We start from the raw sequence: 22,551 nt of genomic DNA, 5'->3' as shown, positions 1-22,551 counted from the left end.
CGGGATCAGGCGCCGCGCCTGCTGACGACACGCCGGTGCAGTCACTAATCACCAATCACCAATCACTCAGCCCAGCGCCAGCCCCGCCTCTTTCGCCAACCCTTCCAGCGACGTCATCGGCCTTGGTCCCCAGTGGGCGATGACCTCGCTGGCGGCCAGCGAGCCCAGCTTGCCGGCGTCCTCCAGCGGCAGGCCGCGCGCCACGCCCAGCAGGAAGCCGGCGGCGTACTGGTCGCCGGCCCCGGTGGTGTCGACGACCTTGTCGACGGGATAGACCGCGACCGGGACCCGCTCATCGCCGCGGATGATGACCGAGCCGTGCTCGCCGCGCGTCACGGCGGCCAGTTCGACGATCGCGGCGAGTTTCGCGGCGGCGGCGTCGAAATCATCCGTCTCGAACAGGGCGGCCAGTTCCCCCTCATTGGCCAGGACGATGTCGGCCGAGGTCTCGATGAAGCCCAGCAGTTCGGCGCGCCAGCGGGCGACGACGAAGGTGTCGGACAGGGTGATGGCGACCTTGCGGCCGGCGGCATGGGCGGCGGCGGCGGCGGCCTCGAAGGCGGCGCGGGCCGGGGCCGGGTCGAACAGATAGCCTTCCAGATAGACGATGGCGCTGTCGCCGATCAGGGTCGTGTTGATGTCCTCGACGCCCAGCTGGTTGGCGGCGCCGAGGAAGGTGCACATGGTGCGTTGGCCGTCGGGGGTGACATTGATCAGGCAACGGCCGGTGCCGGCGCCGTCAACCAGCGGGGCGGTGTCGAAATGCACCCCGGCGGCGCGGATGTCGTGGCTGAACACCTCGCCCAGCATATCGGGCGCGACCTTGCCGATATAGGCGGCGCGACCGCCGAACGAGCCGACGCCCGCCACCGTGTTCCCGGCCGACCCGCCCGAGGCCTCCACGCCCGCCGCCATGGCGTCGTACAGGGCCGCGCTCTGGGCCTCGTCCACCAGCTGCATCGAGCCGGGGGTCAGCGACTGGCCGGTCAGGAAGGCGTCGTCGCAGGGCGACAGCACGTCGACGATGGCGTTGCCGACGGCGCAAACATCGTATTTGGCGGAGGAGGCGTTCTGGGTCATCCCCGCCCCATAAAGGACGTGGGCGGCCCTGTCACCAAGTGCATAAGGATGTCCTTATGCGATCATTGGCGCGGAGCGGCCGGGTTCGCTAAAGGTCGGTCATGACCCGGATCGCCCTGCTGACCCCCGACCCCGCCGACCCGTCCTATGCCGGCCAGTGGCCGGGCGTGCTGGAGCGATTGCAGACGGCCCTGGCCGGCGCCGGGGTCACGGCGGTCGCCACGCCCTGGGTCGATCATATCGAGGACGCCTCGGGCTTGCGGGACTATCCGCTGATCCTGCCCCTGATCGTCTGGGGCTATCACCGGGATCACGGCCGGTGGATGCAGGCGACGCGGACCTGGACCGAGGCCGGCCTGCCGCTGGCCAATCCGGCGACGGTGTTGGGCTGGAACTCGGACAAGACCTATCTGCGCCGGCTGGGCGCACGCGGCGTGGCCATTCCGCGAACGATCTGGAGCGATGGCGTCACCGCGGATCAGGTCGCTGCGGCCTTTGATGCGCTTGAGACCGACACAGTGGTGGTCAAGCCGACCGTGTCGGGCGGCGCGTGGAAGACGCTGCGTCTGGGGCGCGGCGAGCCGCTGATCGACCCCCCGATCGGCCCGGCGATGATCCAGCCCTATCTGTCGTCAATGGAGACCGGGGGCGAGACCAGCCTGCTGTTCTTCGGCGGCCGGTTCAGCCACGCGGTCAACAAGACCCCTGTTCCCGGCGATTTTCGCATCCAGGTCCAGTTCGGCGGGACCTATCGGACCGTCGCCCCGCCCGAGGCGGCCATGGGCCTGGCCGAACAGGTTCTGGCCGCCGTGGACGAGCCGTTGCTCTACGCCCGTATCGACATGGCGCGGGGCGCCGAGGGCGAATGGCTGCTGATGGAGGCCGAACTGATCGAGCCGGACTTCTATCTGAAGAACGACCCCCGGGCCGGCGCAGGCTTCGCCGAGGCGGTGGGGGCGCGGCTGGCCGCGGGCTGAATCTGGCTCGCACGTCCCCTCGCCACAGGGCCGGGGGGTCGGGGGCCGGGTCAGGCCGGCGCCATCAGCCCCGCGCGCGACGGACACAGGTCGGAGATCACGCAGCCGGGGCAGTTCGGCTTGCGCGCCGTGCAGGTATAGCGGCCATGCAGGATCAGCCAGTGATGGGCCTTGGGCAGAAACGCCTCGGGCACGATCCGGTGCAGTTGCGCCTCCACCTTGTCCGGCGTGGCGGCATTGGCCAGACCCAGCCGGTGCGAGACGCGGAACACATGGGTGTCCACGGCGATGGCCGGCTCGATGCCCAGTTCGTTCAGCACCACGCTGGCGGTTTTTCGGCCCACGCCCGGCAGGGCCTGCAGAGCCTCGCGCGTCAGGGGCACGACCCCGCCGTGCTGGTCCTGCACGATCCGGCTCAGGGCGATGACATTTCTGGCCTTGTTCCGGTAGAGGCCGATCGAGGCGATGAAGGGGACCAGTCCCGCCTCGCCCAGGTCCAGCATCTTCGCCGGGGTGTCGGCCACGGCGAACAGCCGGTCCGTGGCCTTGTTGACCGAGACGTCGGTGGCCTGGGCCGACAGGGCGACGGCGACGACCAGCGTATAGGGATCGGCGAAATTCAACTCGGTCTTCGGTTCGGGCATGACCCGGGCCAGCCGTTCGAAAATCTGTTCGACCCGGTCCTCGTCCGGCGGCCAGCGCAGCGTCGGGATGGCGGCGCCCGTCATCACGGCGGGGCGTCTGGCGGCGGGCTTCACCGTCTTTCGTGCGGGGCGGGCCATCAGGCCTCCTCCGGTCGGGGCTCGGAGGCCCAGCGGTCGACGCCGAGGGCCGCCATCGCCTCCAGCGCCGCCCGTTCGCCCTCCATCCAGGCGCCGTGGGCCGTGCCGTAGAAGGCGGGGGCGGTGGCCTCTCCGGCGACGAACAGCCGGTTCTCGATCGGCGCCGCCATCCGGGCCCGGTCGCCCGCATGGCCGGGCAGACAGTGGGACCAGGCCCCGCGCGACCAGGGCTCCCGGCCCCACATCGACACCGCCAGCGGCTCCAGACGGCGCCGCATGTTCGATCCCAGCAGGGCGACCAGTTCGCCGACGGCGAAATCGACCAGGGCCGCCTCGCCCTCGGCCTCCAGTCCCCGTGCCAGATCGCCGCCGAACCAGGCCTCGATCATCGGCCGGCCGAACGGACGCAGGTGATAGCCGCCGGTCTCGGCCGTATCTGTCCGGCCGCGGATCTGGCCGTCGGCGGGAAAGTCTCCCGGCCTGTCCAGCGCCAGATGGACCTTGGACGCCAGCCCCAGGGGGACGCCCGCCGCCGCCTCGACGAGATCGGGCAGGGGCGGATCGAACCGGATCGTCTCACCCGCGATCAGCGGGGTGGGGACCGTCAGGATGACCGCCTTCGCCTCGACGCGGCCCCGGCTTGTCTCGATCCCCAGGCGGGGACCCGTGCGGTCGATCCGGCGGACCGCGCAACCGGCGACGACAGGCAGGTCGGCGCCCAGCCGCTCGACCAGCCGGCCGTAGCCCTCGACCACCCGGTGGTTGACCCCGGTGTCACGGTAGCGATCGTAGTCGAGGCTCGAGACCTCGGCGAACCGCGCGCCGTTCAGGGCGCCCGAGATGGCGTCCATCCGGGCGTTCCAGCGCGAACCCGGCTCGAACAGGTCCGAGGCCGGCCGGTCCTCGCCTTTCGCGGCCGATTCCGCGATCCGGTCGTCGAAAGCGGCGAAGGCGTCGCGGAACTCCGCCTGTTCGGCGGGCGTCAGCCCGAGGCCAAAGGCCGGGGGCTGACCCCAGGGCGGCGGGGTCTCGTCAATGGTGAAGCCGGCCTCGCGGCCCAGGGTCGCCAGCACATTCTCATCGGCCGAATGCAGCCAGCCGCAGCCCAGATCCAGCGCATGACCCTGGGTCCAGACCGAATGGGCCCGGCCGCCGATCCGGTCGCGCGCCTCCAGCACGACCGACGCCACCCCGGCGCGGGTCAGTCGTCGGGCGGCGGCGACGCCTGCGGCGCCTGCGCCGATGACGGCGACATCGATGGAGGAGGGAAGGGAGGTCATCCGGCCTGTTCTACACATCGAAACACGACGTGTAGCCCGCGTCGCACAAACCGGTTGATTTCTGGACGGCGATGTCCATTTTAAGCCCGCCCAACCCGGGGCTCTACATTTGGTCGCACATGTCCGTCTCGTCTGCCTTGAAGAAGCGTCTGCCGCTGATCGCCGCCGGCGTCGTCGCCCTGATCCTGATCGTGGGGGGCGTGATGTGGTGGCAGGGCAAGCAGCGGTGGGAGGCGACGGACAACGCCTTCGTCCAGGCCGACACCACCCTCGTCAGCCCGCAACTGGCCGGATATGTGTCCGAGGTGCTGGTGGTCGACAACCAGCAGGTGCAGTCTGGCCAGATCCTCGTCCGCCTCGATGACGCCGACCAGAGGGCCCGGCTGGCCCAGGCCGAGGCCGCCCTCGCCGCCGCCGTCGCCGCCGTCGGCAATGTCGACGCCCGCGCCGCCCAGGACCAGGCCACGGTCGCCGCCCGCGCCGCCGCCGTGACCCAGGCCGAGGCCCAGGCGGGTCTGGCCCGGGCCCAGGTCGATCGCTACGGCAAGCTGGCCGAACAGGGCTGGGTGTCGCAGCAGCGCATCCAGACCGAACAGGCCGGCGCCGCCTCCGCCCAGGCCAGTGTGGCCGAGGCCCGCGCCGCCCTGACGGCCGAACAGCGCACCGCCGCCGTGCTGGGCTCGACCCGGGACCAGAGCGTCGCCGCCGTCGAACAGGCCCGCGCCGCTGTGGATGAGGCCCGCACGGCCCTGGAACGGACGGTCATCCGCGCCCCGGCCGCCGGGGTCGTCGGCGCCCGGAGCGTTCGGGCCGGCCAGTATGTGACGCCGGGCCGCCAGCTGCTGTCGATCGTGCCCCTGGCCGAGACCTATGTCGTCGCCAACTTCAAGGAGACCCAGCTGGACCGGCTGCGTCTGGGCCAGACGGTCGAGATCAAGGCCGACGCCTTCAAGGGCCAGCCCCTGCATGGCCGGATCGACAGCTTCGCCCCGGCGACCGGTTCGGAATTCGCCCTGATCCCGGTCGAGAACGCCACCGGCAACTTCACCAAGATCACCCAGCGCGTGCCGGTTCGTATCGTCGTCGAACGCCGCGCCGGCGAGCCCGCCCTGCGTCCCGGACTGTCGGTCGAGGTCAAGGTCGATCTGAAGAGCCCCGGCGGTCCGAGCTTCGCCGAGACCGCCGGCCAGATCCGGCTGGCGGGCGCGGGTCAGTGACAGGGGGTGAAGCCCCGGGCGCCGTCGCACCGGGCGCGGCGGCCGGCGCCCCGCCGGCGGGCGAAACCCCGGCGATCAACTGGACCTTCCTGTTGCTCGGCTTCGCCGGCATGGTCATCGGCCAGTTCATGGCGATTCTGGACATCCAGATCGTCGCCGCCTCCCTGCCCCAGATCCAGGCCGGCATCGGCGCCTCGGCCGACGAAATCAGCTGGATCCAGACCGCCTATCTGATCCCCGAGGTCGTGATGATCCCGCTGTCGGGCTATCTGTCGCGGCTGTGGGGCACGCAGAAGGTGTTTCTGGTGTCCTGTTCCGGCTTCCTGCTGATGAGCGTGGCGACCGGTCTGTCGACCTCCATCGACACCATGATCTTTTTCCGCGCGCTTCAGGGCTTTGTGGGCGGGGCCATGATCCCCACCGTCTTCGCCGTGGCCTTCACCGCCTTTCCGCCGGACAAGCGGATCACCGCCTCCATCGTCATGGGGCTGATCGTGACCCTGGCGCCCACCGTCGGCCCGACCCTGGGCGGTCACCTGACCGAATGGCTGAGCTGGCGCTGGCTGTTCTTCATCAATGTCGCGCCGGGCATTCTGGTTCTGTTTCTGGTCGGCCGCTATGCGAACTTCGACAAGGGCGATCCGTCGCTGTCAAAGGGGTTCGACTGGCTGGGCCTGGGCCTGATGGCGACCTTCCTGATGAGTCTGCAGTTCGTGCTCGAGGAAGGCGCGAAGAATGACTGGTTCGCCGATGATCTGATCCTGTTGCTGGCGACCGTGGCGGCGGTGACCGGACCGGCCTTCGTCTGGCGCTCGCTCAGCTACAGCAACCCGATCGTCGAGTTGCGCGCCTTCGCCAACCGCAACTTCATGGTCGGGGTGGTGATGACCTTCACTGTCGGTGCGGCCCTGTTCGGCGGCACCTTCCTGCTGCCGTTGTTCCTCGGCCGGGTGCGCGACTATTCGCCGGCGGAGGTCGGAACGACCATGGTGATCTCGGGCCTCGCGATGTTCCTGACCGCGCCCTTCGCCGGCCGGCTGGTGCGGCTGGTCGATGCGCGCCTGCTGATGTTCGGCGGCTTCATGCTGTGCGCCTGGGGCATGTGGGACGCCCATGTGGTGACGCCTGAGTGGGGCTTCTGGCAGTTCGCGGGGGTGCAGGCGCTGCGCGGCGTGGGGGTGATGATCGCCATGATCGCCTCGCAACAGGTGACCATGTCGACCCTGCCGCCGCATATGATCAAGAACGCCTCCGGTCTGGTCAATCTCAGCCGCAATGTCGGCGGCGCCTTCGGCCTGGCCATACTCAATACCGCCCTGACGACCAATACCGCCCTGCATATGGCGGAGCTGACCGGGGCGATCAGCCAGACCAGCAACGGAATGCAGGATCTGATCGCCGGCATCGCCGTGCGGATGGCCGACTCGATCGACCCGCAGGCGGCGGCGATGAAGGCGGTTCACGGCATGCTCCTGCGACAGGCCACCACCCTGTCGTTCGGGGACGCCTTCGCCATGCTGGCCATCGGCTGCGCCTTCGCCGGTTTTGTCACCCTGCTGGCCCAGCCGGTGAAGGCTGCGCCCGGTGCGCCGCCGATGGACGTTCACTAGACGCCATGTCCAGAGCCATCGGCCAGATCGATCCCCGCAAGAGCGAAGCCATTCTCGAGGCGGCGCAGGCCCTGTTCATCGAGCGCGGCCTCAGCGTCTCCATGGCCGAGATCGCACGGCGCGCCGGGGTGTCCAAACAGACGCTTTACAACCGGTTTCCGGCCAAGATGGACATAGCCCGGGCCCTGGCGCGCCAGAGGTCGGACGCCATTACCGCACCGCTTCGGGGCGCCGGCGAGCCGCTGGAGGTGCTGACCGCCTTGGCCCGATCCATGATCGAGCGCATCTGGAACGCGGACAAGGGCGCCTCGATGCGCGGCGTCGCCCTGATGGCCTCTCATGCGCCGGACATGGCGTCAGCCGTCTATGACGGCGGGCCGGGCGAGTCCCTGCGTCGACTGTCCGTCTGGCTGGGAGAGCAGGACGCGGCCGGGCGACTGAAGATCGCCGACCCTGACGCGGCCGCCGAGATATTCTCCGGCATGGTGCTGGGCTATGCCCATCTGAGGCATTTCATGGGCGTCGCCCAGCCGTCCATCCTGGCCGAGACCAAGGCGCGCGACGCCGCCGTCCGCTTCATCCGCGCCTTTTCCGCCTGAGCGAACCGGCCTAGACCGGCGTGGTCGTATCGAGGAGCGCCCGCCATGCTGATCCACCTGTCGTCCTGGCCCGAGATCGACGCGCGTGTGAAGACGACAAAAACCATCGTCGTCCCCATCGGCTCCAACGAGCAGCACGGCCCGACCGGGCTGCTGGGCACCGACTGGCTGTGCCCCGAGATCATCGCCCATGCGGCGGAGCGGGCCGACGACAGCCTGATCGTGGCCCCGACCTTCAACATCGGCATGGCCCAGCATCACCTGGCCTTTGCCGGCACGATTTCCCTGCGCCCCTCGACCTTCATGGCCGCCATCACCGACTGGGTCTCGTCGCTGAGCCGTCACGGCTTCGAGCGGATCTATTTCCTCAATGGCCACGGCGGCAATGTCGCCACCATCGAGGCGACCTTCAGCGAGATCTATGCGGAATGGTCCTTTGTCGAAGAGCAGCCGCCGATGGTGCTGAAGCTGCGGAACTGGTGGGACCTGCCGGGCGTGCACAGCCTGTGCAACCGCCTGTTCCCGACCGGACACGGCATGCACGCCACCCCCTCCGAGATCGCCGTGACCCAGGCGGCCTATCCCGACCATATCAAGTCGGCGCCGTACAGCCCGCAGATCGCGCCCAGCGGCCCGATCCGCGACGCGCTCGACTACCGCGCCCGCTTCCCCGACGGGCGGATCGGCTCCGACCCGGCCCAGGCCAGCCCGGAGAAGGGCCAGACGATCATCGACGCCGCCGTGCCGGCCCTGCTGCGCGATGTGGCCGATTTCGCGGACGAGGTCTTGCCGTAGGGACCTGCCGGGTCCATCGCTGTCGCATGGCCTCTCCGTATCATCAGGGTATGACCCTGCTCGACACCTTCCTGACCGACAGTCGCACGGTGGCGCGCAACGCGCGAACGGCCACCGACACGGCCGTCGCCGGCGGGGCCATGATGCAGGCGGCTAGCGACGTCATCGCCGCCCGCATGGACATCCTGACCGCCGGCCTCGTCGATCCGGGCAAGGCCGACCTGACCGAAATCTCGCTGATGAGCGCCGAGAAGATGCAGGCCGCCTCGGCCTCGGCCGCCGCCATGACCCGTAGCCTGGGGGAGATCGGCGAACGCCTGTCCCGTTCGGCCGCCGACGAACTGCAACAGGCGGGGCGCGCCGCCTCGGCCATGACCACGGCCGCTACCCCCGCCGCCTTCGCCGCCGCCCAGTCCGCATGGGCGTTGGGCTGGTGGGGCCGCGCGACAGCCCAGGCCCTGGCCCTGAACACCGAGATTCTCAAGGCCCAGGCCGAGGCCATGAAGCCGATCCACGACACGGCTGTCGCTAATGCCAAGCGGTTGAAGAAGTAGGCGTCAGGCCGTCCGGACGATCCCGTTCTCGACCTTGACCGGCCAGGGCGTCAGTTTCCCCCCCGCACACGGCCCGCCGACGCAGGCGCCGGTGATCGGTTCGAACACCGCGCCGTGCCAGCCGCACAGGATCAGCGATCCGTCCGGCGTCAGATAGCGGTCCAGCTCCATGGCGATGGGAAAGCCTGCGTGGGGACAGCGATCGACCCAGCCCGCCGTCTCGCCGTTCTTGCGCACCACGAAGCCGTGGAAGAAGGCCTCGCCGATCTGCAACACAAAACCGCGCGACCCCGGCTCGGCGATGTCGTCATGGGCGCACAGGGCCACGTTCGGCGGCGTGATCCAGACGCGTTTACGCTCTGTGGGGGCAGGGGCGTCAGACATGCACAATTCCGCTCATCCCCGCGAAAGCGGGGACCCAGATCTTTGGGCGACGCATCGAATCCCGTCTGTCGTTGCTGTTGATCTCATGCCCAGCGCCCCACGAAAGCACTGGGTCCCCGCTTTCGCGGGGATGAGCGGAAACCTGAAACACTAGTCCCGCTCGACCTTCAGCGGGCGGGACAGCAGGCGCTCGATGACCTGATCGACCGTGGTCTCGCCGGCCAGAACCGCCGCTACGGCTTCGCAGATGGGGGTCTCGACGTTCAGGCGGCGCGCCAGTTCGCGCACGGCGGGGGCGCTCTCATAGCCCTCTGCGACCGAGCGTTTGCCGGCCAGGGCCTGTTCGACGCTCTGTCCCTGACCGAGGGCGAGGCCCAGGCTCATATTGCGCGACATCGGGCTGGAGCAGGTCAGGACCAGATCGCCCAGACCGCACAGACCCGACACGGTTTCGGCCTTCCCGCCCAGGGCCACGGCCAGCCGGGTCATTTCGGCAAAGCCCCGCGTGATCAGGGCGGCGTGGGCGCTGCGGCCCAGTTCACGGCCCTCGACGATGCCGCAGGCGATGGCCAGGACGTTCTTCAACGCCCCGCCCGCCTCGGCCCCGATCAGGTCGGTCGCCAGATAGGGCCGGAAGCCCGGCGCCGACAGGGCCTGCATCAGGCCTTCGCCCAGATCGGCGTCCTCGCAGGCCAGGGTCACCGCCGTCGGCAGGCCGCGCGCCACGTCCGAGGCGAAGCTGGGCCCGGACAGGACCGCGACCGTGGCGCCGGGGATCTCTTCCGCCAGCACCTGGGTCATCAGTTTCAGCGAGCCGCGCTCGATCCCCTTGGCGCACAGCACAATGGGCGTGCCCGGCCGGTAGTGGGGGGCGAAGGCCCGCATCACCCCCCTCAGATGCTGGGCCGGGGGCACGGCCAGAACCATGTCGCATCCGGCCAGATCGGCCAGGTCCGGCGTCACCTTCACATGATCGTCCAACGTCACCGCCGGCAGGAAGGCCTCATTGATCCGGTGGGCGCGGATGCTCTCGACCACCTCGGGCTCACGCGCCTGCAACAGGGTGTCCAGACCGGCCCAGCCGGTCACCTGGGCCAGGGCCGTGCCCCAGGCGCCGGCGCCGATCACCCCTGCGGAGCGGAAATTCATGCCGTCGTTCCTCTTTATTGCCCAACGTTTCGTTCGCCGAGCGGGTGTGCGTGAGGCTAGGCCTTGGCGCCCTTGCGGCCCGCCTTCGCATGGACAGGATCGGCCAGGGCGCGCGCTTCGTCCAGCGGCCATCGCGGCCGCGCCGCCATATCGATGTCCGAGGTCAGGCCCAGGGCCAGCCGCTCGGCGCCCGCCAGGGCGATCATCGCCGCATTGTCGGTGCACCAGGCCATGGGCGGGGCGAGGAAGTCGAACCCGTGGTCGGCCGCTGTCTTTTCCAGCACGGCGCGCACGGTCCTGTTGGCGGCCACGCCTCCGGCGACGACAAAAAGAGGGCGCCCTGACGCCTCACGCCCATGTTTGAGCGAGTCCGCGCCCGGCTGCTTGAGGGCGATGTCGGTCTTGAAAGGGTCCATGGCCCGCGCTGACCGCTCCGACAGCTGGCGGGCGATGGCGGTCTGCACCGCATCGGCCAGATCGGCCCGGTCCTGATCCGTCCTGCAGGTCTGGGCCAGACGGGAGGCGGCGGTCTTCAGACCCGAGAAGGAGAAGTCGCAGTCCTTGCGGCCCAGCAGGGCGCGCGGCAGGTCGAAGCGCGATCCGTCGCCCGTCATCGCCAGCTTTTCCAGCGCCGGCCCGCCCGGATAGCCCAGCCCCATGGCCTTGGCGATCTTGTCGAAGGCCTCGCCCGCCGCATCGTCGATGGTGGTGCCCAGCCGGCTCATGTCGCCGATGCCGCGCACCTCCAGCAACTGGCAATGGCCGCCCGAGACCAGCAGCAGCAGGAAGGGATAGGCCACCGGCCGGCCAAGTCGCGCCGAGACGGCATGACCCTCCAGATGATTGACCCCCACGAACGGCAGGCCCCGCGCCAGGGCGGCGGCCTTGCCGAAGCTGAGGCCGACCATCACGCCGCCCACCAGACCCGGACCGGCGGTCGCCGCCACCCCGTCCAGAGCGGCATAGTCCAGCCCGGCCTCCGCCATGGCCCGGGCGGCGACATCGGCGATCATCTCCACATGGCTGCGGGCTGCGATCTCGGGCACCACCCCGCCGAAGGCCGCATGGTCGTCGATCTGGCTGTGGACGATCGAGGACAGGACGGTGGCGACGCCGTCCGCCGACAGCCGCACCACAGAGGCGGCGGTCTCGTCGCAGCTGGTCTCCAGACCCAGCACGGTCAGACCGGACGCCCGCGACGGGACGGTTTGACCTGCGTCAGTTGCCGCGTCCGTCCCGCTGCTATAGTCCGCGCCCATCGTCATCGGGTCGAGGTAGCGACCCCCAACCGGCTGTGCAACGCCTGATGTCCTCCTCCGTCTCCCCCGTCCTGCGCATCGGCACCCGCCGCTCGAAACTGGCGCTGGCCCAGTCGGGCATGATGCAGCGCGCGATCGCCGCCGCCATGGACCTGCCGCTCGAGGCCGTGCCACTGGTCGAGATCGTCACCACGGGCGACCGGGTGCAGGACCGCCGTCTGCTGGAGATCGGCGGCAAGGCCCTGTTCACCAGGGAGATCGAGGAGGCCCTGCTGGACGGCCGCATCGACCTGGCGGTCCATTCGATGAAGGACGTCCCGGCCGAACAGCCGCCGGGACTGACCCTCGCCGCCATCCCCGAGCGCGAGGATGCCTCGGACGCCTTCATCTCCACCCACCATGCGACCTTCGCCGACCTGCCTCACGGCGCTCGCCTCGGCACCGCCAGTCTCAGGCGCCAGGCCCAGGCCCTGGCCCTGCGGCCCGATCTGAAGATCGAGATGCTGCGCGGCAATGTCGACACCCGGTTGAAACGTCAGGCCGAGGGGGATTTCGACGCCATCCTGCTGGCGACGGCGGGGCTCAACCGGCTGGGTCTGTCAGAGGTCATTCGCGAACGACTGTCGCTGGACGACTTTCTCCCGGCCCCGGGACAGGGGGCCCTGGCGCTCCAGACGCGCGAAGGCGAGACCGGCGCGGACTGGGTGGCGGCCCTCAACCATCCCATGACCGCCCTGGCCGTGGCCGCCGAACGCGGGGCCATGGTGGCGCTGGAGGGGTCATGCCGCACCGCGGTCGGCGCCCACGCCCGTCTCGACGACGGCGTCCTGACCCTGACCACCGAGATGCTGGCGCCCGACGGCTCGACCCGCTGGCGCCGGTCGGGAACCCTGGTCGCGGCCGGGTCGAGCGACGCCGAAGCCGCCGCCCGGATCCTCGGCGAACGTCTGGGCCAGGCGGTTCACGCCGCCGCCGGCGACCAGCAGGTCGAGGCCTGACCCCGGGCCTGAAAGTCTGGGTCACCCGCGCCCGGCCCGGCGCCGCGCGCACCGCCGCCCGCATGGCCGAACTGGGCCTCCAGCCTGTCATCGCTCCCCTGATCGTCCTCCGGTCGCTCAGGCCTGATCTGCCGCGCCTCGCCGGGTTCGACGGTCTGGTCTTCACCAGCGCCAACGGGGTCAAGGCCTTCATGGACCTGGTTTCCCCCTCGCGCGGCGGATCAGCGCTGTCCGCCCTGTCTGTCTTCACCGTGGGTCGCGCTACAGCGCACGCCGCCTCCGGAGCCGGGTTCGCCACGATCCATTCGGCCGACGGCGACGTGGCGGCTCTGGCGGCCCTGATCCGCCGGACAGCGAAAGGCGCGCGCCTGTTGCATCCGGGGGCGCTGCAGCCCGCCGGAGACCTGGCCGGCGGCCTGGAGGGCGTGGCGGCGATCCACCCCCTGCCGGTCTATGAGGCCGTGGCCAGCGATGTCGCGCCGCCCGCCGCGTTTGACATGGTCCTGATCCATTCGCCCCGCGCCGCCCGCGAACTGGCCGCACGCCTGCCCGGGGGACAGGCGGCGGGCCGCACCGCCCTGGCCCTGTCGCCGGCCTGCGCCGAACCCCTGGCGGGGCTCGGGTTCGACTCTGTCCATGTGGCCCGGACGCCCGACGAGGCCGGCCTGTTCACCGCCCTCAAGGCGGCGCTTGGCAAGCCGCCCGCCGCCGTATAAAGAGCCGACCTCGCGCGGGATCGACCGGTCACGCGCCGAAGGCCGCTTTAGCTCAGCTGGTAGAGCATCGCATTCGTAATGCGGGGGTCAGGTGTTCGAGTCACCTAAGCGGCACCACCTTTCCAGAGGATTTTTGACAAGGAAATAGCTGGCCTCTGGGCCAAGCGGTCTTTTCCATTGGCAGTCCCATGGGTCCGGCGTGGGTGTAGCTTCCGGCAGGACTGGACGCTGTGTAAGCCTGAGGGGCAGTCGCGGCCCGCGATCGGGAAGCTATCCCAACGCTGGATAGCGCGACCCCCGTTTCGCATCCAGCCATACCAAGAGTCGTTGGTTGATCGGAGCCGGGGTTGGCGGGGTTGGCAAGAAGGCCGGATTGCGCAGCTTTCAACTCGCGCAGCCGGCGTCTAGGCGGCGATCACGGTGAGCGCGCCATCCGGAAGCGGCCGCTGTAGGGCTCGGGCTTCGTCCCAAGGCGCGCGCATCCAGACGTCGCGCTCCTCCCCTGTCGTCAGGATCACCGGCATGGCCTTGGCGTGCCAGGTCTTCACCGGCTCGGCCGACTCTGTCGTCAGGAAGCCGAAGGCGTCGAACGCCTCCCAGCCCGTCTTGATCTTCCGGACGCAGGCGTGAGGCGTCCAGATGCCGGCGAAGAAGGTCAGGGGCTGGTCCCCGGCCATGGCGAACCAGATCTTCTTCTTGCTGCCTGTGTGGTCCTGGTCGGGCTCGCTGAAGGTATTGAAGGGGACGAGGCAGCGGTTCGGCGCCTCCAGCCACGGTCGCCAGTGGGCGTTGGGCTTCCCGGCCGCGTTCATGGTGTTGCGAATGTTGGTGACGCCGCTGTCCGGTTCCATGCGCAGCAACTCGTTGAAATCGAACTCTGTGCCCCTGGCCCGCAGCCTGTCGGCCCGCTTCGTCGCCGCCTGGAAGATCACCTGTTTCGACATCGGCATGCCCCAGCGCGCCATGGCCAGCTCCCGTTCGCCGCCGGCGTTCATGCGCACGATCGGAGCGGAGTAGTCGGGATAGACGTCGTCGGGACCGCCGTTGCCGATATCACCGGCCAGGGCGTCGGCCAGCTGACGGATCGCCAGTTCGTGGCTGGTGATGCGGTAGTTGTTGCACATGCCTGGACGGTCGCATGGCGGTTAGGGTTTGTGGAGTCGGCGAAGAGCTCTGTTTGCCGGTATAGCGCAGGCTGGCTTCCAGGGCGTTCCCACATCTGGGCGCCTTTACGTGGAAGCGTCCAGATCACCGTTCTAGCCGGGACCGGGAAGGGGTTGGGTCCGCAGTCTGTTGGGGGCATTGGACCTTCCAAACCCATGCGGTCGCAGAGTTCCCGCCATTGAGGGACAGAATTTCGTAGTGCGGGGGTCAGGTGTTCGAGTCACCCAAGCGGCGCCATTATCTTTTCCCGTTCGCATTCATCCGTGCGTCCCGGCGGCGACCGGTCTAGTCTGGCCGGATGCAGACCGTCGCCGAACGCTGGACCTGGCTTGAGCCGCATGTGGTCGTGACGGGGCCGGACGACGACCGGCCGCGTCCGGCGGTGATCATCCTGCACGGCTGCGGCGGGCTGAGAGCGCATCTGCCGCGCTATGCAGAGGCGGCCAGGGCGGCGGGGTGGCGGGCCTTCGTCATCGATTCCTATGCCCCGCGCGGCTGGAGCCGGGCCTTCACCCTGACCACGGTCTGCACCGGCCTCGCCCTGCGCGGCTATGAACGGGCCGGCGACGTGCTGGCGGCGATCCAGGGGATTTCAGCCCGGCCCGATGTCGACTCCTCGATGATCGCCCTGGCGGGCTGGAGCCATGGCGGCTGGGCCATCATGGAGATGATGAGCGGCGATCCGCGCCCCGGCGCCTTTGGAGTCATGGATCCGGCCTCGGTCGATCTGTCGGGGGTGAAGGCGGCCTGGCTGGCCTATCCCTATATCGGCCCCTTCGCCTTCAACCGGATGAAGCCGTGGCGGCACTGTCCCCGGGTTCTGGCCCTGACCGCGCGCAAGGATCATCTGACCACGGTCAGGAATGCCGAGGTCGTCAACGCCATGCTCCGCAACTGCGGCGTCGAGGTCGAGAGCTGGATCGCCGACGGCACCCACGCCTTTGACGAGCCGACCGGCAACGGCCCCATGCGCCATGATCCGGCCCTGACCGGGGAATCGCTGCGACGGTTCGAGGCCTTTCTGACCGACGTGGGGCCGAACACGCCGAAGGGTTAGCCCAGTGAAGCCAGGACGCTGATTTCGGTCTTCACCGAATTGGCCATGTCGCAGTGTTCGTGCGCCTGGTGATGCAGGTGGTCCAGCTCAGCCTGATCCGGCTGACGGCCGGAGAAGGTGGTGACGGGCCTCAGGGTCACATGGGCCAGCCAGCTGTGGCCGGCGGCGGTCCTGCCCATCTCGCCGTCCGCGGCGTCGACATAGCGGTCGACCACCAGACCGGCGCCGGCGGCGAAGGCCAGGAACCACAGCATGTGGCAGCTGGACAGGCTGGCGATCATCGCCTCTTCCGGATCGACCGCCGACAGGTCTGACAAGGGCGGGCGTACGTTCAGGGGCGAGGACGATCCCGGCACGACGGCGCCCCCGTCAAACGTCCAGACATGGGCCCGACTGTATTTGCGGTCGGTGAAGGGCTGGTCGCCCCGGGTCCATTCGATGATCGCGCCGTGTCCGCTCATGATCCGGATCCTCTCGGGGTGGGGGTTCGGGGCCCCCTGTTCGCTCAGCTCTTCAACAGCGTATAGCGCATCGGCGCCCGCACCTCGAAGCCCAGGCTGCGATAGAAGGCGATGGTGGCGTCATGTCCGGCAAAGGCGTGCAGGAAGGCGGCCTCGCCCGCCGCGAGGATGTCGCTGACGATCGCGCGTGACAGTCCCGCCGCCAGGCCGCGACCCCGGTGATCGGGATGGGTGCAGACGCCGCTCAGCTCGGTGAAGCCGTCCAGCCGAAGGCGGCGGCCGGCCATGGCGATCAGCTGGCCGTCCCGCTTCACCCCGATGAAGGGGCCGAGTCGGTGTGTCGCCGACCGGAACGGGCCGGGACGGGTCAGGGTCGCCAGGGTCAGCATGGCCTCGGCGTCCGCCTCGGAAAGGACCTCAAAGGCGAGGTCTGGACCGCCCGGCGTGAGGTCCGTGGCCATCATCTGGACCAGAGGGATGTGCTGGTCGACGGCCAGTCCGGCAGGCAGGACCTCGGCCGCCGGGGCGCCGTCGCGTTCGATCAGGCCTGCCCCGGGATAGCGTCGGGCCAGGTCGGTGAGGGCGGCGACGCTGGCCGGAGAGCCATCGCGGGCGGCCAGGAAGACCCCGACCTCCGGGTCGATGCGAACGGCGCCAGAGCCCGGGTCCGGGGTGGCGAACGCCGACAGACGTGTGGTCAGGGCGTTCCAGACGGCGCGGTCGAGAGGATGGCTCATGCCGGGATTCTAGCCGGGCGCGACGGCGGACGAAACGGCCGGCCGAACGCGGGGTCCGAAGACCGCGAGCGGATCAGCTGCGCCAGAAGCCCACGATCTTCTTCACCTCGTCCACGACCGGGTCGGCGACGGCGGCCGCGCGCTCGGCGCCATCCTTCAGCACCCGGTCGATCTCTGCCGGATCGTCCATCAGGCGGCGCATCTCGGCGGTGACGGGGGCCAGCGAAGAGACCGCCAGATCGGCCAGGGCCGGCTTGAAGGCGCCGAAGCCCTGGCCGGCGAACTCGGCCGTGACCTCGTCGCGCGTCCTGTCGGACAGGGCCGCATAGATGGCGATCAGGTTGCGGACCTCGGGCCGGTCGTCGAGGTTCTCGCCGGGCGCGGGCATGACGCCCATGTCGGTCTTTGACTTGCGGATCTTGGCGGCGATGGCGTCGGCGTCGTCGGTCAGGTTGATGCGCGACTGGTCCGAGGGATCGGACTTGGACATCTTGGCCGTTCCGTCGCGCAGGCTCATCACCCGCGTCGCCGGCCCCTGGATCAGGGGTTCGGGCAGGGGGAAATAGCCGGGCGCAGCGAAGTCGGTGTTGAACTTGGCGGCGATGTCGCGGGTCAACTCCAGATGCTGTTTCTGGTCCTCGCCGACCGGCACCTCGGTGGCCTTGTACAGCAGGATATCGGCCGCCTGGAGCACCGGATAGGTATAGAGGCCGACGGACGAGCGCTCCTTGTGCTTGCCCGACTTCTCCTTGAACTGGGTCATCCGGTCCAGCCAGCCGAGGCGGGCGACGCAGTTGAAGATCCAGGCCAGTTCGGCATGGGCGCGTACGGCCGACTGCGGGAAGATGACCGACTTCGCCGGATCCAGGCCCGAGGCCAGATAGGCGGCGGCGATCTCGCGGGTCTGGGCCGTCAGCAGGGCCGGGTCCTGCCAGACGGTGATGGCGTGCATGTCGGCGACGAAGACGAAGGTGGGCGCACCTCCGTCCTGGAGTTCGGTGAACCGCTTCAGCGCCCCCAGATAGTTGCCCAGATGCAGGGCGCCGGAGGCCTGGATGCCGGAAAGGATGCGGCGCGGGCCGGAATAGACGGGGGTATCGGTCTCGGACATGGCCAGCGCAATGCCCCAGTCAGCCCATCAGGGCAAGGCGCGGCATGCGCATTGAGCGCGCCGGAACCATCAATCCAATCCCGTGGACGACGGGGCCGCTCCCGGTTCGCGTTTCAGCGCCGCCTTCAGCTCGGACGGGCTGACGGCGCGGAAGGCGAAAAGGCAGACGCCATAGACGACGGCGCCCAGAGCGCAGACCGCCAGGACGGCGATCTCCTTGGTCAACAGCCACCGGGCCAGCGGGGGATAGTGGACGCTGGCGGCGAACAGCCCCGCCGCCATGACCCCGCTGGCCGCCAGCACACGGGCCAGCCGGGACAGGAAGCGCGGCGACGGACGCCAGGTCCGTTCGCGCATCAGCGTCCCGCCCAGAAGGGCGACGTTCAGCCAGGCCGAGAGGCTGGTGGCGATGGCCAGACCCAGCACGCCGTCGATACCGCGCGCGCGGAACAGGTAGAACAGGCCGGCCCCGGCGATGACGGTGAACACCACCGCGCTGACGGCGAAGATCATCGGTCGCCGCGTGTCCTGACGGGCGAAGAAGGGCGGGGTCAGAACCTTGGCCAGGACAAAGGCCGGCACGCCCCAGGCGAACTGTCTCAGGGCGTCGGCGGTCCGGGCCGCATCCGCCGAGGTGAAGGCGCCGCGCGTCACCGTGGCGTCGATGATGAAGAAGGGCATGACGAACAGGGCCACGGCGGCCGGCAGGGTGAAGGCCATGGCCAGGGTGAAGCCGTCGTCCAGCGTCTTCTGCCCGCCCTCATGATCGCCCACGACGAAGGCCCGCGTCAGCCGCGGCACCAGGGCCAGACCGATGGCCACCCCGACCAGCCCCAGCGGCAGCTGGTAAAGCCTGTCGGCATTGTAGAGCACCGAACGGGCGCCCTCGTCCGACCCGGTCAGGACCTGTGAGACGACGGAATTGACCTGCATCGCCCCGCCCGCCAGCGCGCCGGGGATGGCGAGGGCGAGGGTGTGTTTCACCGCAGGCGTGAGGCGCGGCAGGCCCAGCCGGATGCGGACGCCCAGGCGCTGCACCCCCCACCACAACAGACCCGCCTGAACCACGCCCGAGACGGTCACCGCCGCGCTGGTCGCCAGCAGGATGGTCGCCGGCCCGGCGTCCAGGAACCTCCCGCCGATCAGGGGCGCGAGGGTGCACAGGTTCAGGAACACCGGGACCGCCGCCGACAGGGCGAACCGGCCGCCGGTGTTCAGCACCCCTGACAACAGGGAGGCGATGGTCATACAGGCCAGGTAGGGCATGGCCAGCTGGGTCGCGATCACGGCGACGCGCATCACCTCTGCATCCTGACGCCAGGCCGACAGCAGCCAGGGCATGATCCACGGCATGGCGACCTGCATCAGGATGCAGAAGGCGGCGACAACGGCGAAGATGAAGCTGACGGCCTCGGACGCCGTAACGGCGGCGGCCTCTTCCCCCTCGCGGGCCCGGGCGGCGCCATAGATGGGCACGAAGGCCTGGGCGAAGGCGCCCTCGGCGAACAGACGGCGGAACAGATTGGGCAGCATCAGGGCCGTGGCCCAGACGTCCATCAGGGCGCCCTGACCGAAGTTGGCGGACAGGGCCAGGTCGCGCGCAAACCCCAGAACACGGCTTCCCAGCGTCAGACCCGACTGGACCAAGGTGTTGCGCGCCAGACTCATGACAGGGAGCTCATCGGGTCGATCTCGTTCCGGACGACGGCGACAGGGCGTCGGTCGCCGGCATGGGTCCTCGCTCTAGAATCAAAACCCCGGGCGACGAAGCGGATTTATCGGCCGGCGGGCCGGGCCTTCCGCGCGGCACGGCCCAGTTCGGAGACGTCGCGGGCGCTGGCGCGGGCGGCGGTCAGGCGGCGACCCGACGGGGCGGGGGCCGGCGTCCGGTTCAGCACGACCTCAAGCGCGGCGTGAACCTCGTCGATCAGGATGTCGGACAGGTCTTTGCGGCCGCGGTCGTCGGTGACGTAGAAACTGTCCACGGCCCGCTCGCCGAAGTTCGCGACATGGGCCGAGCGGATCGACAGGCCGTGATCCGACAGCGTCAGGGCCAGTTCGGCCAGCAGCCCCGGCCGGTCGGCGCCCGAGACCTCGATGATCACGGCGTCGGCGCTGGCGGCGGAGTCGATCATGACCACGGGCCGCACGTCGAAGACGGCGCGGCGGGCATTGGCGGCGACGGGCTCGGGCGCGACCCGCCGGCCGTCGCCGCGCGCCGCCCGTTCCAGCGCCTCGATCAGGGCGGTCAACCGCCGGGGCTCGGCCCGGCCGTAGGGCTGGCCCGCGCCGTCCTGGACCTGGAAGACGTCCAGCGCCATGCCGTCGGCGGTCGTGGCGACCCGCGCCCCGGTGACGTCGGCCCCGGCCACGGCCAGAGCCGCGGCGAGGTCGGCGAACAGCATCGGTCGGTCGGGCGCCGCCAGGGCGATGGCCGTCACCGCCTCGCCCTCGCCGGAGATGGTCCGGGCCTCCGCCGCCGCGCCGCTGGTCTGGGCCCGGGCCACCAGTTCGGCATGGTCGGCCAGCGGATCCACCGCCTGCATGTCCTCGCCCCGGAACACCCCCTCGACGCGGGCATACAGGCTGCGCATCAACTGACCCTTCCAGCTGTTCCACACCCCCGGCCCCACGGCGCGGATATCGGCCACGGTCAGGACCAGCAGGGCCCTCAGCCGCTCGGGATCGCCGACCAATTCGGCGAAGTCGCGCACCGTGCCGGGGTCGGAGACGTCGCGCTTCTGGGCATAGTCCGACAGGGCCAGATGGTTTCGCACCAGCCAGACCACCAGTTCGATCCGTCGCGGGTCGACGCCCAGCCGTTCGCAGGCCCGACGCGCGGCGATGGCCCCGTCCTCCAGCTGGCCGCGCTCGCCCCCCTTGCCCACGTCATGCAGCAGCATGGCCAGCATCAGGGCGTCGGGATCGGCGATCAGATGGATCACCTCGGTGGCCAGAGGATGGTCCTCCTCCAGCTTGCCGCGGGCGATGTCGTTGATGATGCCGATGGCGACCAGACTGTGCTCGTCGACCGTATAGGCGTGGTACATGTTGAACTGGGTCTGGCCGACGATCCGCCCCCATTCGGGCAGGAAACGGCCCAGCAGCCCGGTCTCGTTCATGATGGTCAGGACGCGATAGGGCCTCTGGCCGTGGGCCAGGACATTGAGGAAGGCCGCCGCGGCGCGGGGATCACGGCGGAACTTCGTGGTCACCAGCCCCAGTGACCGCATCACTGCCGAAAACGCGTCCGGGTGCAGGTCCAGATCGTGCCGGTCTGCGACGACGAACAGGGTCAAGAGCCGCACCGGGTCTTCCTCGAACACCTCCGGTCCGGTCACCGACAGCCGTCCGCCATCCTCGATGAAGGCGTCGTCGCCCAGGTCACGGCGGCGGTTGGGGCGGAACAGGCGCGACAGGCCCTGGGGCTTCTTCTGCTGGCGCGCCTCCAGCGTCGTGCTGACCGCCCGGGTCAGGGCGCCGACGTCGCGGGCGACGAGGAAATAGCGTCGCATGAACCGTTCAACCGCCGGCTCGTCGCCGCGGCCGCGCCAGCCCATCCGCCGTGCGACCTCCGGCTGCAGGTCGAAGGTCAGCTTTTCCTCGGCCCGGCCGGCCGTCAGATGCAGATGCGCCCGGACGCGCCACAGGAAGTCGAAGGCGACCTCAAAGCTGCGCCGCTCCCGGGCGGTCAGGATGTCGTCCAGCACCCGGGCCCCCAGGGGACTGTCCGGCGCCAGCGATCGGGCGATCCAGAACAGGGTGTTCAGGTCGCGCAGGCCGCCCTTGCCGTCCTTGATATTGGGCTCGACCCGGTAGCGGCTGGCGCCGGCCTTCTGGTGTCGGGCCTCGCGCTCCTCCAGCTTGGCGGTGATGAAGGGACGGGGATCGGCATTGGTCACCATGCCGCGGAACCGCCAGAGGAAGTCCTCGGCCATCGGGGCGTCGCCGGCCAGCAGACGCGCTTCCAGCAGGGTCGTGCGCACCATCATGTCGCTGCGGGCCAGGGCGAGGCATTCCTCGACCGAACGGGCCGACGACCCGACCTTCAGTCCCAGATCCCACAGCACATACAGGACGAACTCGGCCACGGTCTCGGTCCGGGCGGTGGTCTTCCACGGCCGCAGAAACAGCAGGTCCAGATCGGAAAACGGCGCCAGAACGCCCCGGCCGTAGCCGCCGACGGCGATCAGGGCCAGTTTCTCGGCCTCGGTCGGATTGTGCGAGGGATACAGGGTCGTGGTGGTGAAACGCCACAGGGCGATCAGCATCTCGTCAGCCGCCGCCGAATACAGCCGCGCCACCTCGACCCCGCCCAGACCGCCGGCCAGTTTCGCGGCGATCTTCTCGCGGGTGGCGTCGAAATGAGCTTTCAGCAGGCCGGCGACCCCGGCGCGGACATCCCGGGCCGCCACGAGGGCGTCCAGCGCCTCGTCGAGCGGCGAGAGGCGAGGCGTGTCTGTCGCATCGAAGAGGGGGGCGGACGTCATCGGCCCCGGACCATAGCCGGATCGCGACGATCCGTCGCCGGTCTTGCGTGGCCCCTCGACGACCTTTGCATTCCGGTCTGCGGTCCGCCTGGCCACACCGGGCGAAACGGCGTTCGCCATGCGGGCGAGCC

Annotated in this window: 21 protein-coding genes and 1 tRNA gene; 10 read left to right on the top strand and 12 right to left on the bottom strand. The window is 69.7% G+C overall.

Going from position 1 to position 22,551, the window contains the following annotated elements:
* Nucleotides 1-66: 66 nt before the first annotated feature.
* Complete coding sequence (locus tag ACW17W_RS14990; protein ID WP_492077733.1) at nt 67-1,080, bottom strand: adenosine kinase; 1,014 nt, start codon at nt 1,078-1,080, stop codon at nt 67-69.
* 101 nt (nt 1,081-1,181) lie between these two features.
* Here ACW17W_RS14990 and ACW17W_RS14985 point away from each other — a divergent pair, with 101 nt between their 5' ends.
* The gene (locus tag ACW17W_RS14985) at nt 1,182-2,057 is read left to right on the top strand and encodes an ATP-grasp domain-containing protein (RefSeq protein WP_492077732.1); all 876 of its coding nucleotides are present in this window, start codon (nt 1,182-1,184) and stop codon (nt 2,055-2,057) included.
* A 50-nt stretch (nt 2,058-2,107) separates the two neighbouring features.
* Here ACW17W_RS14985 and nth read toward each other — a convergent pair whose 3' ends face one another.
* Nucleotides 2,108-2,839 (bottom strand): endonuclease III, encoded by a 732-nt coding sequence (gene nth, locus ACW17W_RS14980; RefSeq protein WP_492077730.1) that lies wholly within the window; start codon nt 2,837-2,839, stop codon nt 2,108-2,110.
* The gene (locus ACW17W_RS14975; RefSeq protein WP_492077728.1) at nt 2,839-4,119 is read right to left on the bottom strand and encodes a flavin monoamine oxidase family protein; all 1,281 of its coding nucleotides are present in this window, start codon (nt 4,117-4,119) and stop codon (nt 2,839-2,841) included. The genes nth and ACW17W_RS14975 overlap by 1 nt, the downstream gene beginning before the upstream one ends.
* A 119-nt stretch (nt 4,120-4,238) precedes the next feature.
* On the opposite strand from ACW17W_RS14975, the gene ACW17W_RS14970 reads away from it, so the two are divergent.
* From ACW17W_RS14970 to ACW17W_RS14950, 5 genes are read left to right on the top strand one after another with little or no spacing between them, the layout of a single operon-like run.
* On the top strand, nt 4,239-5,336 hold the full coding sequence (locus ACW17W_RS14970) for an HlyD family secretion protein (protein ID WP_492077726.1): 1,098 nt from the start codon (nt 4,239-4,241) through the stop codon (nt 5,334-5,336).
* On the top strand, nt 5,333-6,946 hold the full coding sequence (locus ACW17W_RS14965; protein ID WP_492077724.1) for a DHA2 family efflux MFS transporter permease subunit: 1,614 nt from the start codon (nt 5,333-5,335) through the stop codon (nt 6,944-6,946). The genes ACW17W_RS14970 and ACW17W_RS14965 overlap by 4 nt, the downstream gene beginning before the upstream one ends.
* Nucleotides 6,947-6,951: 5 nt before the next feature.
* Nucleotides 6,952-7,545, top strand: a complete 594-nt coding sequence (locus ACW17W_RS14960) for a TetR/AcrR family transcriptional regulator (RefSeq protein ID WP_492077722.1) — start codon at nt 6,952-6,954, stop codon at nt 7,543-7,545.
* 45 nt (nt 7,546-7,590) lie between these two features.
* The gene (locus ACW17W_RS14955; RefSeq protein ID WP_492077720.1) at nt 7,591-8,340 is read left to right on the top strand and encodes a creatininase family protein; all 750 of its coding nucleotides are present in this window, start codon (nt 7,591-7,593) and stop codon (nt 8,338-8,340) included.
* 50 nt (nt 8,341-8,390) lie between these two features.
* Complete coding sequence (locus ACW17W_RS14950; RefSeq protein ID WP_492077718.1) at nt 8,391-8,894, top strand: phasin; 504 nt, start codon at nt 8,391-8,393, stop codon at nt 8,892-8,894.
* A gap of 3 nt (nt 8,895-8,897) precedes the next feature.
* On the opposite strand, the gene ACW17W_RS14945 is transcribed toward ACW17W_RS14950, so the two are convergent.
* From ACW17W_RS14945 to tsaD, 3 genes are all read right to left on the bottom strand, one after another.
* Nucleotides 8,898-9,278, bottom strand: coding sequence for a Rieske (2Fe-2S) protein (locus ACW17W_RS14945; RefSeq protein ID WP_492077716.1), 381 nt, complete (start codon nt 9,276-9,278; stop codon nt 8,898-8,900).
* 150 nt (nt 9,279-9,428) lie between these two features.
* Nucleotides 9,429-10,427 (bottom strand): NAD(P)H-dependent glycerol-3-phosphate dehydrogenase, encoded by a 999-nt coding sequence (locus ACW17W_RS14940; RefSeq protein ID WP_492077715.1) that lies wholly within the window; start codon nt 10,425-10,427, stop codon nt 9,429-9,431.
* A 56-nt stretch (nt 10,428-10,483) separates the two neighbouring features.
* Nucleotides 10,484-11,686: a tRNA (adenosine(37)-N6)-threonylcarbamoyltransferase complex transferase subunit TsaD gene (tsaD, locus tag ACW17W_RS14935; protein WP_492077713.1), complete on the bottom strand. Its 1,203-nt coding sequence runs from the start codon at nt 11,684-11,686 to the stop codon at nt 10,484-10,486.
* A gap of 47 nt (nt 11,687-11,733) precedes the next feature.
* Here tsaD and hemC point away from each other — a divergent pair, with 47 nt between their 5' ends.
* The 3 genes from hemC to ACW17W_RS14920 all read left to right on the top strand — a co-directional run bounded on the left by hemC (nt 11,734) and on the right by ACW17W_RS14920 (nt 13,517).
* On the top strand, nt 11,734-12,684 hold the full coding sequence (gene hemC, locus ACW17W_RS14930; RefSeq protein WP_492077711.1) for a hydroxymethylbilane synthase: 951 nt from the start codon (nt 11,734-11,736) through the stop codon (nt 12,682-12,684).
* Between the two features lie 62 nt (nt 12,685-12,746).
* Nucleotides 12,747-13,400 (top strand): uroporphyrinogen-III synthase, encoded by a 654-nt coding sequence (locus ACW17W_RS14925; RefSeq protein ID WP_492077709.1) that lies wholly within the window; start codon nt 12,747-12,749, stop codon nt 13,398-13,400.
* Nucleotides 13,401-13,441: 41 nt separating this feature from the next.
* Nucleotides 13,442-13,517: transfer RNA gene (locus ACW17W_RS14920), tRNA-Thr, on the top strand.
* A 287-nt stretch (nt 13,518-13,804) separates the two neighbouring features.
* Here the strand turns inward: ACW17W_RS14920 and ACW17W_RS14915 are convergent.
* Complete coding sequence (locus tag ACW17W_RS14915; RefSeq protein WP_492077707.1) at nt 13,805-14,524, bottom strand: SOS response-associated peptidase family protein; 720 nt, start codon at nt 14,522-14,524, stop codon at nt 13,805-13,807.
* Nucleotides 14,525-14,862: 338 nt separating this feature from the next.
* Between ACW17W_RS14915 and ACW17W_RS14910 the strand changes: the two genes are divergently transcribed.
* Entirely contained in the window at nt 14,863-15,621 is a 759-nt protein-coding gene (locus tag ACW17W_RS14910) for a dienelactone hydrolase family protein (RefSeq protein ID WP_492077705.1), read from the top strand.
* Here ACW17W_RS14910 and ACW17W_RS14905 read toward each other — a convergent pair.
* The 5 genes from ACW17W_RS14905 to glnD form a co-directional block, all read right to left on the bottom strand.
* On the bottom strand, nt 15,618-16,082 hold the full coding sequence (locus ACW17W_RS14905) for an OsmC family protein (RefSeq protein WP_492077703.1): 465 nt from the start codon (nt 16,080-16,082) through the stop codon (nt 15,618-15,620). The two genes, ACW17W_RS14910 and ACW17W_RS14905, sit on opposite strands and share 4 nt — an antisense overlap.
* A gap of 44 nt (nt 16,083-16,126) precedes the next feature.
* Nucleotides 16,127-16,819, bottom strand: a complete 693-nt coding sequence (locus ACW17W_RS14900) for a GNAT family N-acetyltransferase (RefSeq protein ID WP_492077701.1) — start codon at nt 16,817-16,819, stop codon at nt 16,127-16,129.
* Between the two features lie 73 nt (nt 16,820-16,892).
* Entirely contained in the window at nt 16,893-17,930 is a 1,038-nt protein-coding gene (gene trpS / locus ACW17W_RS14895) for a tryptophan--tRNA ligase (RefSeq protein WP_492077699.1), read from the bottom strand.
* Between the two features lie 69 nt (nt 17,931-17,999).
* Nucleotides 18,000-19,598 carry a murein biosynthesis integral membrane protein MurJ gene (gene murJ / locus ACW17W_RS14890; RefSeq protein ID WP_492077697.1) on the bottom strand — a complete coding sequence of 533 codons (1,599 nt, stop codon included), beginning with the start codon at nt 19,596-19,598 and terminating at the stop codon, nt 18,000-18,002.
* Between the two features lie 107 nt (nt 19,599-19,705).
* Nucleotides 19,706-22,540, bottom strand: coding sequence for a [protein-PII] uridylyltransferase (gene glnD, locus ACW17W_RS14885; protein ID WP_492077696.1), 2,835 nt, complete (start codon nt 22,538-22,540; stop codon nt 19,706-19,708).
* Between the last annotated feature and the right edge of the window lie 11 nt (nt 22,541-22,551).

The sequence above is a fragment of the Brevundimonas sp. FV1ye29L genome, from assembly GCF_058681095.1.
The sequence above is the reverse complement of the archived record's forward strand: the minus strand, read 5'-3'. Positions and strand labels throughout refer to the sequence as shown.

Coding starts and splice junctions, on each gene's coding strand:
- ACW17W_RS14990 (WP_492077733.1), bottom strand. CDS start 1,080: ATGACCCAGAACGCCTCCTCCGCCAAATACGATGTTTGCGCCGTCGGC.
- ACW17W_RS14985 (WP_492077732.1), top strand. CDS start 1,182: ATGACCCGGATCGCCCTGCTGACCCCCGACCCCGCCGACCCGTCCTAT.
- nth (WP_492077730.1), bottom strand. CDS start 2,839: ATGGCCCGCCCCGCACGAAAGACGGTGAAGCCCGCCGCCAGACGCCCC.
- ACW17W_RS14975 (WP_492077728.1), bottom strand. CDS start 4,119: ATGACCTCCCTTCCCTCCTCCATCGATGTCGCCGTCATCGGCGCAGGC.
- ACW17W_RS14970 (WP_492077726.1), top strand. CDS start 4,239: ATGTCCGTCTCGTCTGCCTTGAAGAAGCGTCTGCCGCTGATCGCCGCC.
- ACW17W_RS14960 (WP_492077722.1), top strand. CDS start 6,952: ATGTCCAGAGCCATCGGCCAGATCGATCCCCGCAAGAGCGAAGCCATT.
- ACW17W_RS14955 (WP_492077720.1), top strand. CDS start 7,591: ATGCTGATCCACCTGTCGTCCTGGCCCGAGATCGACGCGCGTGTGAAG.
- ACW17W_RS14950 (WP_492077718.1), top strand. CDS start 8,391: ATGACCCTGCTCGACACCTTCCTGACCGACAGTCGCACGGTGGCGCGC.
- ACW17W_RS14945 (WP_492077716.1), bottom strand. CDS start 9,278: ATGTCTGACGCCCCTGCCCCCACAGAGCGTAAACGCGTCTGGATCACG.
- ACW17W_RS14940 (WP_492077715.1), bottom strand. CDS start 10,427: ATGAATTTCCGCTCCGCAGGGGTGATCGGCGCCGGCGCCTGGGGCACG.
- tsaD (WP_492077713.1), bottom strand. CDS start 11,686: ATGGGCGCGGACTATAGCAGCGGGACGGACGCGGCAACTGACGCAGGT.
- hemC (WP_492077711.1), top strand. CDS start 11,734: ATGTCCTCCTCCGTCTCCCCCGTCCTGCGCATCGGCACCCGCCGCTCG.
- ACW17W_RS14925 (WP_492077709.1), top strand. CDS start 12,747: ATGGCCGAACTGGGCCTCCAGCCTGTCATCGCTCCCCTGATCGTCCTC.
- ACW17W_RS14915 (WP_492077707.1), bottom strand. CDS start 14,524: ATGTGCAACAACTACCGCATCACCAGCCACGAACTGGCGATCCGTCAG.
- ACW17W_RS14910 (WP_492077705.1), top strand. CDS start 14,863: ATGCAGACCGTCGCCGAACGCTGGACCTGGCTTGAGCCGCATGTGGTC.
- ACW17W_RS14905 (WP_492077703.1), bottom strand. CDS start 16,082: ATGAGCGGACACGGCGCGATCATCGAATGGACCCGGGGCGACCAGCCC.
- ACW17W_RS14900 (WP_492077701.1), bottom strand. CDS start 16,819: ATGAGCCATCCTCTCGACCGCGCCGTCTGGAACGCCCTGACCACACGT.
- trpS (WP_492077699.1), bottom strand. CDS start 17,930: ATGTCCGAGACCGATACCCCCGTCTATTCCGGCCCGCGCCGCATCCTT.
- murJ (WP_492077697.1), bottom strand. CDS start 19,598: ATGAGTCTGGCGCGCAACACCTTGGTCCAGTCGGGTCTGACGCTGGGA.
- glnD (WP_492077696.1), bottom strand. CDS start 22,540: ATGGCGAACGCCGTTTCGCCCGGTGTGGCCAGGCGGACCGCAGACCGG.